9 protein-coding genes are annotated in these 13,867 nt (G+C 73.2%); 7 read left to right on the forward strand and 2 right to left on the reverse strand.

Annotated features, from left to right (window positions below):
- Positions 1–308 precede the first annotated feature (308 nt).
- Together IXW69_RS05110 and IXW69_RS05115 are read left to right on the forward strand one after the other, a co-directional pair.
- A complete protein-coding gene (locus IXW69_RS05110; RefSeq protein WP_194785294.1) occupies positions 309–2,312 on the forward strand; it encodes an alpha/beta hydrolase family protein in 2,004 nt (667 codons plus the stop codon).
- On the forward strand, positions 2,309–4,387 hold the full coding sequence (locus IXW69_RS05115) for a chloride channel protein (protein ID WP_407646529.1): 2,079 nt from the start codon (positions 2,309–2,311) through the stop codon (positions 4,385–4,387). Before IXW69_RS05110 ends, IXW69_RS05115 begins: the two co-directional genes overlap by 4 nt.
- A gap of 49 nt (positions 4,388–4,436) precedes the next feature.
- Here the strand turns inward: IXW69_RS05115 and IXW69_RS05120 are convergent, their stop codons facing one another.
- Positions 4,437–4,952, reverse strand: a complete 516-nt coding sequence (locus tag IXW69_RS05120) for a hypothetical protein (RefSeq protein WP_194785295.1) — start codon at positions 4,950–4,952, stop codon at positions 4,437–4,439.
- Between the two features lie 176 nt (positions 4,953–5,128).
- On the opposite strand from IXW69_RS05120, the gene IXW69_RS05125 reads away from it, so the two are divergent.
- The 3 genes from IXW69_RS05125 (at position 5,129) to sucB (ending at position 10,115) form a co-directional block, all read left to right on the forward strand.
- Positions 5,129–6,652: a leucyl aminopeptidase gene (locus IXW69_RS05125; RefSeq protein WP_323745184.1), complete on the forward strand. Its 1,524-nt coding sequence runs from the start codon at positions 5,129–5,131 to the stop codon at positions 6,650–6,652.
- A gap of 270 nt (positions 6,653–6,922) precedes the next feature.
- Positions 6,923–8,296 carry a dihydrolipoyl dehydrogenase gene (gene lpdA / locus IXW69_RS05130; protein WP_194785297.1) on the forward strand — a complete coding sequence of 458 codons (1,374 nt, stop codon included), beginning with the start codon at positions 6,923–6,925 and terminating at the stop codon, positions 8,294–8,296.
- 31 nt (positions 8,297–8,327) lie between these two features.
- Entirely contained in the window at positions 8,328–10,115 is a 1,788-nt protein-coding gene (gene sucB, locus IXW69_RS05135; RefSeq protein WP_194785298.1) for a 2-oxoglutarate dehydrogenase, E2 component, dihydrolipoamide succinyltransferase, read from the forward strand.
- A 105-nt stretch (positions 10,116–10,220) separates the two neighbouring features.
- Here the strand turns inward: sucB and IXW69_RS05140 are convergent, their stop codons facing one another.
- Entirely contained in the window at positions 10,221–11,918 is a 1,698-nt protein-coding gene (locus IXW69_RS05140; RefSeq protein WP_194785299.1) for a protein kinase domain-containing protein, read from the reverse strand.
- A 135-nt stretch (positions 11,919–12,053) separates the two neighbouring features.
- Here IXW69_RS05140 and lipB point away from each other — a divergent pair, with 135 nt between their 5' ends.
- On the forward strand, positions 12,054–12,746 hold the full coding sequence (gene lipB / locus IXW69_RS05145) for a lipoyl(octanoyl) transferase LipB (RefSeq protein ID WP_194785300.1): 693 nt from the start codon (positions 12,054–12,056) through the stop codon (positions 12,744–12,746).
- A gap of 93 nt (positions 12,747–12,839) precedes the next feature.
- The gene (lipA, locus tag IXW69_RS05150; RefSeq protein WP_194785301.1) at positions 12,840–13,865 is read left to right on the forward strand and encodes a lipoyl synthase; all 1,026 of its coding nucleotides are present in this window, start codon (positions 12,840–12,842) and stop codon (positions 13,863–13,865) included.
- Positions 13,866–13,867 lie beyond the last annotated feature (2 nt).

Here is a 13,867-nt window from a genome sequence, read left to right on the forward strand (position 1 = left end):
GGTCGTTCCCGGCCGGACGCTCCCGCCCCGGCCCCTACGGCAGGTGCGTGGGACCCGCGTCCCAGTCCTGCGCACAGGGTCGCGCGGGGACCCGCGTCGCGGAGCGTGCCGGCCCCCTCACCACGGGCCGCGACCTCGTCCGACAGCCGCCCGTCCCACCGAGCGCGCAGCGCCGGCCCGGAGGCTCGAAGGCGCGTCACGAGGGTCACTCCGAGCGGGATAGGGTGTGACCAGGGTCGCCCCGCGCGGCACCACCGGCTCAGTCACCGGGAGCGCGGGCGACCGACGACCACGTCTCAGGAGGATCCATGAGCACCACCGCCCCCTTCGGCACCTGGCCCTCGCCCATCACGCCGGGCACGATCACGACCCGCACGGTGCGCCTCTCGCAGGTCCGGGTCGACGGCGGGGACACGTACTGGGTCGAGCAGCGCGCCTCCCAGGCCGGCCGCCAGGTCCTCCTGCGGCGCGACGCCGCCGGCCAGACCGGCGAGGTCCTTCCCCTTACCCCCTCCGACGAGCTCGTCGACGCCCGCACGAGGGTCCACGAGTACGGAGGACGCGCCTACGCCGTCGACGCCGGAGTCATCGTCGTCTCCCACGCCGGGGACGGCCGGCTCTACCGCTACGAGGTCGCCCACCGCATGCGCGGCCTCGTGCCGCTGACCATCTACGGCGACGTCCGGCACGGCGACCTCGAGATCGACACCGCCCGTGGCCTCGTCTACGCCGTCCGCGAGGACCACCGCGGTGAGGGCGAGCCGGTGAGCTCGCTCGTCGCGATCCCACTGGACGGCTCCGCCGCCCGCGACGACGACCCCGTCCGCACGATCGTCTCCGGCACGGACTTCGTCTCCTCCCCCACGCTCTCCCCCGACGGAGAGCACCTCGCGTGGATCACCTGGGACCACCCCTCGATGCCGTGGGACAACGCGAGCCTCCACGTCGGCGACCTCGACCCCGACGGTACCATCGGCGAGCAGACCGTCCTCGACGGGGGCCACGGGCACTCCGTCGCCGAGCCTCGCTGGACCGAGGAGTGCGACCTCATCCACGTCTCCAACGAGACCGGGTACTGGAACCTCTACCGCACCGAGGGCTTCCCTGCTCGCGGGACCAACCGTCCCGGCTGGACCGAGCACCTGCGCACCCGCGCGCTGCACCCCGCCGACGCCACCTTCACCTACCCCTCCTGGCAGCTCGGCCCCCACCACTTCGACGTCCTGGACAACGAGCACCTCATCGCCTCCTGGGCCCGCAACGGCGTGTGGCACCTGGGCACGATCCGCCTGTCCAACGGCGAGCTCGAGGAGTGGAACGTCGGCTGGCAGCCCATCGGGAACGTCGCCGCCTCCTCCAGCCGCGTCGTCATGCTGGCTGGGAACGAGCTGGAGCTTCCCAGCATCATCGAGGTGCGCGCCGGCAAGGTCGAGGTCCTGCGCGGCTCCGGGGAGTTCAAGCCCGAGGCGATCGGCGTGTCCTTCCCCGACCCGGTCGAGTGGGAGACCACCGACGGCGAGACCGCGCACGGCTTCTACTACCCGCCCGCGTCGGCCGTCTGCACCGGCCCCGACGGCGAGCTTCCGCCCCTCATCGTCAACGTGCACGGCGGACCGACATCGCTCAGCCTGCCCGGGTACAACCTGTCCACCCAGTACTGGACGAGCCGCGGCTTCGCCGTGCTCGACGTCAACTACCGCGGCTCCTTCGGCTACGGCACCCGCTACCGTCTCCTGCTCAACGGGCGCTGGGGCGTGGCCGACGCCGACGACGTCGTCACCGGTGCCAGGAGCCTCATCGCGGCCGGCAAGGTCGATCCCGACCGCGTCGCCGTGAGGGGTGCGAGCGCCGGGGGCTTCACCGTCCTGCGCGCCCTGGAGCGCTCGGAGGTCTTCAGCGCGGCCACCTCCTCCTACGGGGTCACCGACCTCGTCCAGATGGCCCGGACCACGCACAAGTTCGAGTCCCGGTACATCGAGACCCTCGTCGGGGCGACGGGCGTCGACGACCCGCTCATGACGGAGCGCTCCCCCATCAACGCGATCGACGACATCCACGCCCCGCTCCTCCTCCTGCAGGGCTCCGAGGACCCGATCGTCCCCGCCGAGCAGGCTACCGAGCTGTACGAGGCGGTCAGGTCCCAGGGCCTGCCGGTCGCTCTCAAGGTCTTCCACGGCGAGGGGCACGGCTTCCGCATCGCCGCCAACATCCGGCGCGCGCTGGAGGCCGAGCTCTCCTTCTACCGCCAGGTCTGGGGCCTGGAGGCCGAGGAGGAGGGCTACGAGCTCACGGTGGAGAACCTCGCCCGGTGACCGAAGGAGACTCACGACGCTCCGGACGGAGCGCGGCGCCGGCGCGTCCCCTGGTCGCGTCGGCGCTGCGCGCGCGCGCACGCGAGGACGTCCTCGCCCTGCTGCGCCACCACCGCACCGGGCTGTTCTCCCTCGCGATCCTGGTCGGGGTGCTCTCAGGACTCGCCTCTGTCGTCTTCCGACTCGGGATCGACGCGTGGACCCACCTCCTCACGGGTGCCGACGACTACACGATGAGCCTGGGCCCCTCCACGGGCGTCCTGGCCTTCGCGGGCCGCTGGTTCGTCCTCCTCGCCCCGGTGCTGTCCGGTCTGCTGGTCGGGCCCCTCATGTCCTGGCTCGGGCGCACCCCGACGGGGCACGGCGTCGGCGGAGTCATCTGGTCCGCTCGCCGCTCGGACGGCGCGATGGCGCCCGTGCCGGCCACCGCCTCGATGATCGCCTCGGCCCTCACCATCGGAGGCGGTGGCTCCGTCGGCCCGGAGGGGCCCATCGCCGAGGTCGGTGCGAGCGCCGCGACGGTCTTCGGACGCCGCCTCGGCCTCCCGACGCGCTCGGTCCGCATGCTCGCCGCCGCCGGCACGGCAGCCGGCATTGCTGCCGCGTTCAACACCCCGCTCGCGGGCGCCTTCTTCGCGATGGAGGTCATCCTCCTCGACTTCACGATGGACGCCTTCGCCTTCGTCGTCCTCGCCTCGGTGTCCTCGACGGTCCTGTCGCACCACCTGCTCGGCACGACGCTCTCGGTCCAGCTGCCGACCCTCAACCTCGACGGCGACGCGGCGCTCGGCTGGGTCGCCGTGCTCGGGCTCCTCGGCGGCATCGTGGGCGTCGCCTTCTCCCGCCTGCGCTTCCTCGCCACCGACGCGGCCCAGTCGCTACGCGGCGCGCTCCACCTGCCCGCGTGGGCCCTGCCGGGTGTCGGCGGCCTCATCATCGGTGGCATCCTGCTCGCCGACCCCGAGATGTACGGCGAGTCCAACGCCGTCCTCAACCGGGCACTCGACGGCAGGTACACCGTGCTCGCCCTCCTCGTCCTCACCGCCGCCAAGATGGTCGCCACCTCGGTCACCCTCGGTCTCGGCTTCACCGGAGGCGTCTTCGCCCCGTCCCTCTTCATCGGCGGCACCCTCGGCGCGTTCTTCGGCGAGCTCGTCGTCCCGGGCCACCCCAACGCGGCCGCCGTGTTCGGCGTCATCGGCATGGGAGCCGTCTTCTCCGGCTCGGCCCGGGCGCCGATCACCGGGGTCGTCCTCATCATCGAGATGACGGGGCAGTACTCCCTCCTCATGCCCCTCATGCTCTCCACGGTCCTCGCCACCTTCGCGAGCCGCTTCCTCACCCGGACCACGATCTACACCGAGGAGCTGCGCCGGCGCGGCGAGGACGTCGACGACCCGGTCCGCTCGACGATCGTGGGCCGGACGACGGCCCGCGCCCTCATGAGCGAGCCCCCCGCGGTCCTCACCGCCGACATGACGCTGCGGCGCGCGGCAGCGGTCCTGCGAGCCTCCGGCAGCGCCGTGCTGCCGGTCGTCGCGGTCCAGGACAGCGCGCCGCGCGCCGCGGACGGGACGCCGTCCCTCGGACGCCTGCTCGGCTGCGTGAGCGCGGTCGCCGTCGCCGAGGCCGGTCTCTCCGAGGTCGGTCCGGCCACGGTGGGCGAGCTCCCGCTCTCCCACGAGCACGTCACCGTCGGCGACGGAGCCACAGCCGTCCTCAGCGTCCTCGTCGACTCGCACGCGGACGGCCTCCCGGTCGTCGCCCCGCCGCTGGACCCGTGGGACGAGGCCTCCCGCACCGACGGAGACGCCGCGCTGGCCGCCGCCCCCGGGCTCGACGACGCGGGCACCGCGGCCCCCGGGGCCTCCGCAGACGTCCTGGTCGGCTGGGTGGGGCAGGAGGAGATGGTGAGGCGGCTCTACCGCCACCAGCGCCGGGCGCTCGAGGCCGCGCAGGCGCGGACCTCCTTCGGGGCTCGTGTCCAGCAGCGGTGGCGTCGACGCCGCACGTCAGCACCCGACGGCAGCACGGCGCGCCGACCGCACGCGGTCCGCCTGCGGCGCAGGCGCTGAGGCCGGCCGAGGTCGGCAGGGGCGCGCCGGGGCCGAGGAAGCGAGCGGCTCAGCGCTCCGAGCGGTGCCGCTCGTTCCACGAGGCCCCGAGCCCGTCCATGCGCTCCGCGGCGACGACGATGCGCCGCGGGTCGCTCATCCACAGCCACCAGGCCGTGACGAGCGGGAGGACGAGGGGCAGGTAGGCGAGGGACCGGCCACCGCCGGCCCACACGCAGCCCTCGAGGAGAGGCGCCGTCCCCGTGTGCGTGAGGACGGAGACGAGAGCGGCCCCCGTGATGAGGGCCGTGTCGCTCATCCAGCCGATCACCCGCATCCGTCGGCCGTTGTGCGCGACGCACACGCCCAGCAGCACGCTGAGCACACCCGCGACGACGTCGAGCGACTCGACGACGGTGTTCGACGAGGGATCGCGAACGAGGGCGACGAGGGCCGGCAGGAGGATGACGGCGCCGAGGACGACGAGGACGAGCACGAGGACGCGGCTGAGCCCGTGGGCCGGGCGCCGCCGGTCCTCGACCGTACGCACGACGATCTTGCCGTCCTCGTTCTCCGTAGGCGTCATGCGGGTCGGGATCTCCTCGTCCGTCTCATCCGGTGCGCCGTCGGCTCGGGGCACCGGGACCTCGCGCACCGGGGTACGCTCCCCCGACGGACGGGGGACGTCGGGCCGAGCGCTCAGCGCGCACCGTCGTCAGGTCCTTCGCCCAGGGGACGAGTCCGGACACTACCATCGGCGCCGTGACTGGAAATCCCGTACCCGCAGACATCAACCTCCTCGCGCCGGGTTCCGCACCCGAGGCCGAGGTCCTCGTCCTCGCCGCCTCCCAGGGCGCCGTCCTCCTCGACGGTCAGACCGGCGTCGCCGCCACCGAGGCGCTGGCCGCGATCCTGCCCTCCCTGGGCGCACGGGGCTCGCTTGACGAGCTCGTCCGCGTGCCCGCCGCGGCCGTCGGCGGGGCCGACGCACCCGTCATCGCCGTCGTCGGCGCCGGGACCGCGCTCGACACCGACGACGAGCGCGACGACGAGGCTGCGCTCGGCGCCACCCGCCCCGCTGTTCTCGCCCGCCTCGCCGGCCGCGCGGTCCGCGGCCTCGCCGGGACCGGAACCGTCGTCCTCGGCCTGCCCGCGAGCACCCGCGAGGAGCTCGCCGCCGTCGCCGAGGGCGCGCTCACGGCCGCGTACGCCTGGGCCGGCCGCGTCCCGACGGACACGGCGCCGGTCGCCACGGTCGAGATCCTCACGCCGCTGGCCGGGACCGCGGAGGGCGAGGCCGTCCTCGCCCGGGCACGTGCGCTCGCGACGGCCACGACGCTCGCCCGCGACCTCGTCAACGCCCCGCCGAACAGGCTCACGCCCCAGGCCCTCGCCGAGCGGGCCCGCGAGGTCGCCGAGGAGGCGGGGCTCGTCTACGACGTCCTCGATGAGGTCCAGCTCGCCGACCAGGGCTTCGGGGGGATCGTTGGGGTGGGCCAGGGCTCCGTGCACCCGCCGCGCCTCGTGCGCGTCGAGTGGGTGCCCGAGGCCGCCGACGCTCGGAGCGTCGCACTCATCGGCAAAGGCATCACCTTCGACTCCGGCGGCCTGTCCCTCAAGCCCCCGGCCTCGATGCCGGAGATGAAGTCCGACATGGCGGGTGCCGCCACGGTCCTCGCCACCGTCCTCGCCGCCTCGCTCGAGCGCGTCCCGGTCCGGGTCACGGGGTGGCTGGCGCTCGCCGAGAACATGCCCGGCGCGGACGCCCAGCGACCGAGCGACGTCGTCGCCATGTACGGCGGCACCACCGTCGAGATCACGAACACCGACGCCGAGGGCCGTCTCGTCATGGCCGACGCGCTCGCGCGCGCCGTGGAGGAGGACCCCGACGCCGTCCTCGACGTCGCCACCCTCACCGGCGCCCAGATCGTCGCGCTCGGTGAGCGCGTCTCGGGCGTCATGGGCACCCCGTCCCTGCGCGACGAGGTCGTCGCCAGCGCCGTCGCCGCCGGAGAGGCCTTCTGGCCGATGCCGCTACCGCGTCACCTCCGGGCGAACCTGGACAGTCCCTTCGCAGACTTGCGCAACGCCGCCGTTGGCAATCGCGCGGGCGGCATGCTCGTCGCCGGTCTCTTTCTGCGGGAGTTCGTCGGGAGCACCCCCTGGGCGCACCTCGACGTCGCGGGCCCGGCGTACAACGAGCACTCTCCGTGGGGCGGGACGCCCACCGGGGGGACGGGGGTCGGCGTCGCGACGCTGCTCGAGCTCATTCGCCGGCGCGCCTGAGACCTCGCGCTCGGAGGCGGGTCCCCGGGCCGGCGCGGCCGCGGTCGCGCGCCACGCGGTCAGGGCCCGCCGCCGGTCCGGTGACGGACCGACGGGCCTGGAGGGCAGTGGAGGCACTCGCCCCGTAGGGTGAGGGCATTCACACCCCGAGAGGGACCCTGGTCCCCTCAGTAACCCTGATCGTCACGCGTCGCGCAGCCGCGAGTGGAACAATGACCACTGTGCCGAACCGCCCCACGGGGGCGAAGGACATCAACGAGGAGTTTTTCCGTGACAGACACCGTCTACGACATGGTCATCCTGGGCGCCGGCTCGGGTGGCTACGCCGCCGCCCTGCGTGGAGCCCAGCTCGGCCTCAAGGTCGCGCTCGTCGAGGCCGACAAGCTCGGTGGCACCTGCCTCCACCGCGGCTGCGTCCCCACCAAGGCCATCCTGCACGCCGCCGAGACCGCCGACGCCGTCCGCGAGGCCGGCGCCATCGGCATCAACGCCTCCCTCGACGGGATCGACATGGGCGCCGTCAACTCCTACAAGGACGGCGTCATCACCAAGATGTACAAGGGCCTCCAGGGCCTGGTCGGCTCCCGCGGGATCGACCTCATCGAGGGCTGGGGCAAGCTCGTCGCCGCCGACACCGTCGAGGTCGACGGCAAGCAGTACAAGGGCAAGAACGTCGTCCTGGCCTCCGGCTCCTTCTCCAAGACCATCGGCCAGGAGATCGACGACAAGGTCATCACCTCCGAGGGCGCCCTCAAGCTCGACCACGTCCCCTCCTCCGCGGTCATCCTCGGCGGCGGCGTCATCGGCGTCGAGTTCGCCTCTGCCTGGGCCTCCCTGGGCTCTGACGTCACCATCATCGAGGGCCTGCCCCACCTCGTCCCCAACGAGGACGAGGCCGTCTCGAAGCAGCTCGAGCGCGCCTTCCGCAAGCGCAAGATCACCTTCAAGACCAAGACCATGTTCAAGTCCGTCGACCGCACGGACAAGGGCGTCACGGTCCACACCGAGGACGGCAAGTCCTACGACGCCGAGGTCATGCTCATCGCCGTCGGCCGCGGCCCCGCCACGAAGGACCTGGGCTACGAGCAGGTCGGCGTCGAGATGGACCGCGGCTTCGTCCTCGCCGACGAGTTCGGCCGCACCAACGTCGACGGCGTCTGGGCCGTGGGCGACATCGTCCCCGGCGTGCAGCTCGCCCACCGCGGCTTCGCCCAGGGCATCGTCGTCGCCGAGAAGATCGCCGGGCTCGACCCGACCCCGGTCGACGACGTCAAGGTCCCCAAGGTCACCTTCTGCGAGCCCGAGATCGCCTCCGTCGGCCTGTCCGAGGCCAAGGCCAAGGAGCAGTACGGCGCCGACGCGGTCACGACCGCCGAGTTCAACGTGGCCGGCAACGCCAAGAGCCAGATCCTGGGCACCCAGGGCTTCGTCAAGTACGTCGCCCTCAAGGGCGGCCCCATCGTCGGCTTCCACGCGATCGGCGCCCGCATGGGCGAGCAGGTCGGCGAGGGCCAGCTCATCGTGAACTGGGAGGCCGACGCCGACGACGTCGCCGCCCTCGTGCACGCCCACCCGACCCAGAACGAGACCCTCGGTGAGGCCGCCATGGTCCTCGCCGGCAAGCCGCTGCACAACCACGGCTGACCAGAACCAGGAAGACAGAGGGAAGACAGCAATGTCCGAGTCCATCAAGATGCCCGCACTGGGCGAGTCCGTCACCGAGGGAACCGTCTCCTCCTGGCTCAAGGCCGTGGGCGACGAGGTCGAGGCCGACGAGCCGCTGCTCGAGGTCGCCACCGACAAGGTCGACACCGAGGTCCCGGCCCCGGTCTCCGGCACCGTCCTCGAGATCCTCGTCGAGGAGGATGAGACCGTCGAGGTCGGCACCGTCCTCGCCGTCATCGGCGACCCCTCCGAGGGTGGCTCCTCCAGCAGCTCCGAGGAGAGCAGGACCCCCCTCGAGAAGGAGGCTGACAAGCCCGAGTCCGACGGCACGCAGCTGTCCGAGGACGGGGACGCCGCCGCCGCGTCCGAGGGCTCCAACGCCACCGCTCCGGAGGCCGCCGAGTCCGCCGCGGGCTCCGGCTCCGCGACCGGCACCGAGATCACGATGCCCGCGCTGGGCGAGTCCGTCACCGAGGGAACCGTCTCCTCGTGGCTCAAGGCCGTGGGCGACGAGGTCGAGGCCGACGAGCCGCTGCTCGAGGTCGCCACCGACAAGGTCGACACCGAGGTCCCGGCCCCGGTCTCGGGCACCCTCCTCGAGATCCGGGTCGAGGAGGACGAGACCGTCGAGGTCGGCACCGTCCTCGCCGTCATCGGCGACCCGTCGGCGCAGTCCTCCACTCCCGACGCCGAGGCCCCCAAGGCCGAGGAGAAGAAGGCTGAGGAGCCCAAGAAGGAGGCTCCGGCCCCCGCCGAGGGCAAGCGCGAGGACGCCGTCGACGCCGAGGAGAAGAAGGCCGCAGCCGGCCCGTCCTCGGACGAGAGCGCGCCCTCGGCCGCCGCCGTCGCCTCCGCCGCCTACGTCACCCCGATCGTGCGCAAGCTCGCCCGTGACAAGGGCGTCGACCTCACGTCCGTCACCGGCACCGGCGTCGGCGGTCGCATCCGCAAGCAGGACGTCGAGGAGGCCGCCAAGAAGGCCGAGGCCGCGAAGGCAGCCTCAGCCCCGGCCCCCGCCGCTCCCGCGGCCGCTGCCGCTCCCGCCTCGAAGCCCTCCGCCAAGCCGGCGGTCGACACCGAGCTGCGCGGCACGACCCAGAAGATGAGCCGCCTGCGCCAGGTCATCGCGACCCGCATGGTCGAGTCCCTGGAGACCTCGGCCCAGCTCACGACGGTCGTCGAGGTCGACGTCACCCGCATCGCCGCCCTGCGCGCCCGTGCGAAGAACGAGTTCCTCGCCAAGAACGGCACGAAGCTCACCTTCCTGCCCTTCTTCGTCCAGGCCGCCACGGAGGCCCTCAAGGCCCACCCGAAGATCAACGCCTCGATCGACGGCAAGCAGGTCACCTACCATGACGTCGAGCACGTCGGAATCGCGGTCGACACCCCGCGCGGCCTCCTCGTCCCGGTCGTCAAGAACGCCGGCGACCTCAACATCCCGGGTCTCGCCAAGCGCATCAACGACCTGGCTGTCCGCACCCGTGACAACAAGGTCAACCCGGACGAGCTGTCCGGCTCGACCTTCACCATCACCAACACCGGCTCCGGCGGCGCCCTCTTCGACACGCCGATCATCAACCAGCCCGAGGTCGCCATCCTCGGCCTGGGCGCCATCCAGAAGCAGCCCCGCGTCATCAAGGACGCCGACGGCAACGAGGTCATCGCGATCCGCTCCGTCTGCTACCTCGCCCTGTCCTACGACCACCGCCTGGTCGACGGCGGCGACGCGGCCCGCTACCTCATGACGGTCAAGAAGCGCCTCGAGGAGGGCGACTTCGGCGGCGAGCTCGGTCTGTGACCTGCTGGCCGACGCCCGGAACGGCGCGCGAGCGCTGATCCACCCGTCACGCAGGAGGCCCCGCACCCTCAGGGTGCGGGGCCTCCTCGCGCTCGGAGCCCGGCGTCAGTCGGCGGGCAGGACCTCGGCGACACGCCACGGGCCGGGGACGAGGACCAGCACGACGTCGCGCGACGGCTGGGCCGGCACCGTGCGCTCCTTACCCGTGGCGCTCGTCCGGCCGGTGGAGGACTGCGTCAGCGTCACGGCGACGCCCGTAGCGGCCGGCCACCGCGCCAGGGCGGCCTCCGGGACCTCCACCAGGTGCGCCCCCACGAGCGCCGTGCTCAGCCCCTGGACGCGCTCCCCCGCGTCCGACAGCGCGGTGAGGAGAGCCGCGTCAGCCCGGGCGGCGGCTCCCCCGGCGACCGTCGTCGTCGCCAGCGCGGCCGCGTCGCCGGAGGTGAGAGCCTCGTCCCGAGCGGCGGTCAGAAGGACGGCCGCCTCGAGCGGGTCCCTCCCGTTGAGGAGCGCGTCGCGCTCAGTGAGTACGGACGCCGCTCCGGTCACGCTCGCTGAAGTGGCCGGAGTCGGATTGGGCGTGCTCGTCCCCTCCCCGCGCAGGCCGCCCGGCACCGCCGTGGCCCCGCCGGCTGACGAGGCCCGTCCGGAGAGAGGCGGCTCCGTCGGCGCCTCCGACCTCGTCACCGTGGCGACGTCCCCGTCGGCGATCCGGATGCTGGGGGCGTCCTGCTCCGTCCGGTCGAGGGCAGGGAGCGCGCCGCTCACGAGGGCGCCCGCGCAGAGAGCTGCCGCTGCGGCCAGGAGCCCGGCCAGCAGCCGTCGCCCGCTTGGTCCGGGTCTTCCCGCCCGGTCCCCCGTCCGCCGACTCCGGGAGGACGGCGCACGGGAGGCGGCGGCGCCGCGCCGCCGGGCACGGCGGGAGGGCACCGGCCGGGTCGGTGCCGCGGCGGCGGCTCGCAGTGCCCCTGCCGCCAGGCGTGCGCCGTCAGGGAGCTCGATGGCACCGCGGCGGGCGATCCCGGGTGCGCGCGCAGCCAGGGCCCGGGCCGTGGGCCGCGCGTCAGGGTCCTCGTGCAGCGCGTCGGCGAGGATGGGCTCGAGGCGCTCGCGCAGCGACGCCGACCCCTGCGAGCAGAGCTCGAGGAGGCGGGCGAGGCCGTAGACGTCCGAGGCAGCCGTGGGTGCGGCGCCCGACTCGACCTCCGGGGCGGCGCACCCGGCCGTCCCGGTCTCCATGACGCCGCTGACCACGTCGATGAGCACCGCACCGCCGTCCGTCGTCACGACGACGTTGCCGGGAGCCACGTCGCCGTGGACGAGCCCGGCCGCGTGGAGGTGAGCGAGCGCCGAGCCGAGGTCGTCCAGCAGCCGTGCCGCCTCGGAGCGGGTGAGCCCGCCACGGGCGCCGAGCACGACCGCCAGGTCCGCGCCGGCAACGAGGTCCACGGTGACGGCGGCGCGTCCGCCCGGTACGGCGATGACCTCGCGCACCCGAGCGATCCCCTCGTGACGGAGCCCCTTGAGGAGACTCAGACGGCGGAGGACGGTGGCGCCTGCGCCGCCGGCGGGCACGTCGACGAGCCGCACCGCGACGTGCCGGTCCTGCCGGTCGAGCCCGCGGTACACGCCGGGTCGACCGGTCCGTCCTCGTGCCAGCGGCTCCCCCACGGTGAGCCCGGAGGCCTCGAGCGTTTCAAGGGTCGCCGCGTCCATCACCGTCGGGTCCTGCGTCCCGGCGCCCCGCTCGGATCGGGGCGACTGGGTCCGGCCGCGGCGCGAGCCGCCTCGTCGTGTCCTCATGCCGCCATGGTCCCGGCGACCCGTGCCGACCCGCCACGCCTTGCGGCCGCCCTGTGGAAAACCGGCTTCGGAGGACCGCCGGCCGCCTGGTCCGTTGCCGGCCGCCCCGCCGCGGGCCGGGCCTAGGGTGGCCCCGTGCAGCGCATCGACCTCGACCTCGGCACCCGCCTCATCCCCTACGCGGAGGGCCGCGCGCTCCAGCAGGAGCTCCACGACGACGTCGTCTCCGGTCACCGGGACTCGACGCTCCTCCTCGTCGAGCACGAGCCCGTCTACACGGTGGGGCGCCGCGCGCACTCCTGGGAGCGGCCCGAGGGCGACTTCGTCGAGCCCGGGCACGTGCCCGTCATCGACGTCGACCGCGGGGGCAAGACCACCTGGCACGGCCCGGGTCAGCTCACCGTGTACCCGGTCGTGCGGCTCGCCTCCCCCGTCGACGTCATCAAGTACGTGCGAGCGCTCGAGGGTGCCGTCATGGACGTCTGCGGCGCCTACGACGTCGAGACCATCAGGGTCGCGGACCGCTCGGGCGTGTGGGTCCCCGCCGTCCCGGCGTCGCCCGACGAGCGGCAGCGTCAGGACCGGAAGGTCTGCGCCCTGGGCGTGCGCGTGGCGCGCGAGGTGACGATGCACGGGATCGGCCTCAACGTCTGCGCCGACCTCGCCGCCTTCGGACTGGACCGCATCATCCCCTGCGGCATCGACGACGCCGGCGTGACCTCCCTGTCGGCGGAGACGGGCCGCACCGTCCCGGTCACTGAGCCGGCCGACGCCGTCGCGGCCGCGCTCGAGGAGCACCTCGAGCCGCTCGTGGCGCAGACCACGTGAGCCATTCACCGCCGGCTGGGCCGGAGGTCCCGACGCGGGGCCCTGCGGCGATAGGCTGAGGACCGCTCATCATCGCGTCAACGGAGGAGAGCCATGACGGACACGATCGCCCCCGAGGGCCGCCGGCTGCTGCGCGTCGAGGCGCGCAACGCCGAGGTCCCGATCGAGCAGAAGCCGAAGTGGCTGCGCACCAAGGCCGTCATCTCCGAGACCTACCAGGAGGTCCGGGGGATGGTGCACGAGAAGGGGCTCCACACCGTCTGCGCCGAGGCCAACTGCCCCAACATCTACGAGTGCTGGAACGACCGCGAGGCCTCCTTCCTCATCGGCGGCGAGCTGTGCACCCGCCGCTGCGACTTCTGCGACATCGCCACCGGGCGCCCCACCGAGTACGACGAGGACGAGCCCCGTCGCGTCGCCCAGTCCGTCAAGGAGATGGACCTGCGCTACGCGACCGTCACGGGCGTCTCCCGCGACGACCTTCCCGACGGCGGCGCCTGGCTCTTCGCCGAGGTGTCGCGCCAGATCCACTCGATGCTCCCCGGCTGCGGCGTCGAGCTCCTCGTCCCGGACTTCAGGAGCCGCCGCGAGTCCCTCGAGGAGGTCTTCTCCTCGCGCCCCGAGGTCTTCGCCCACAACCTCGAGACGGTGCCCCGCATCTTCCGCCGGATCCGCCCCGCCTTCTCCTACGAGGGCTCGCTCTCCGTCCTCAACCAGGCCTCCGAGGCCGGGCTCCTCACCAAGTCCAACCTCATCCTCGGCATGGGCGAGACCCGTGACGAGATCGAGGAGGCCATCAAGGACCTCGTCGCCAACCACGTCGACATCCTCACCATCACGCAGTACATGCGCCCCTCGAAGCTCCACCACCCGATCGACCGCTGGGTCAAGCCGGAGGAGTTCGTGGAGCTCGGGCAGATGGCGGAGGACCTGGGCATCTCGGCCGTCATGTCCGGGCCGATGGTGCGCTCCTCGTACCGCTCCGGCATGCTCTGGGGTCGCGCGATGCGTGCCAAAGGCTGGGAGGTCCCCGAGCAGATGCAGGACGTCGCAGCCCCGAAGACCGCGCGCCAGGAGGCGTCCTCGATCCTCGAGCAGCAGGCCGTCAGCACCCGCTGAGC

Source organism: Actinomyces haliotis, assembly GCF_015355765.1.
Taxonomy (GTDB): domain Bacteria; phylum Actinomycetota; class Actinomycetes; order Actinomycetales; family Actinomycetaceae; genus Actinomyces; species Actinomyces haliotis.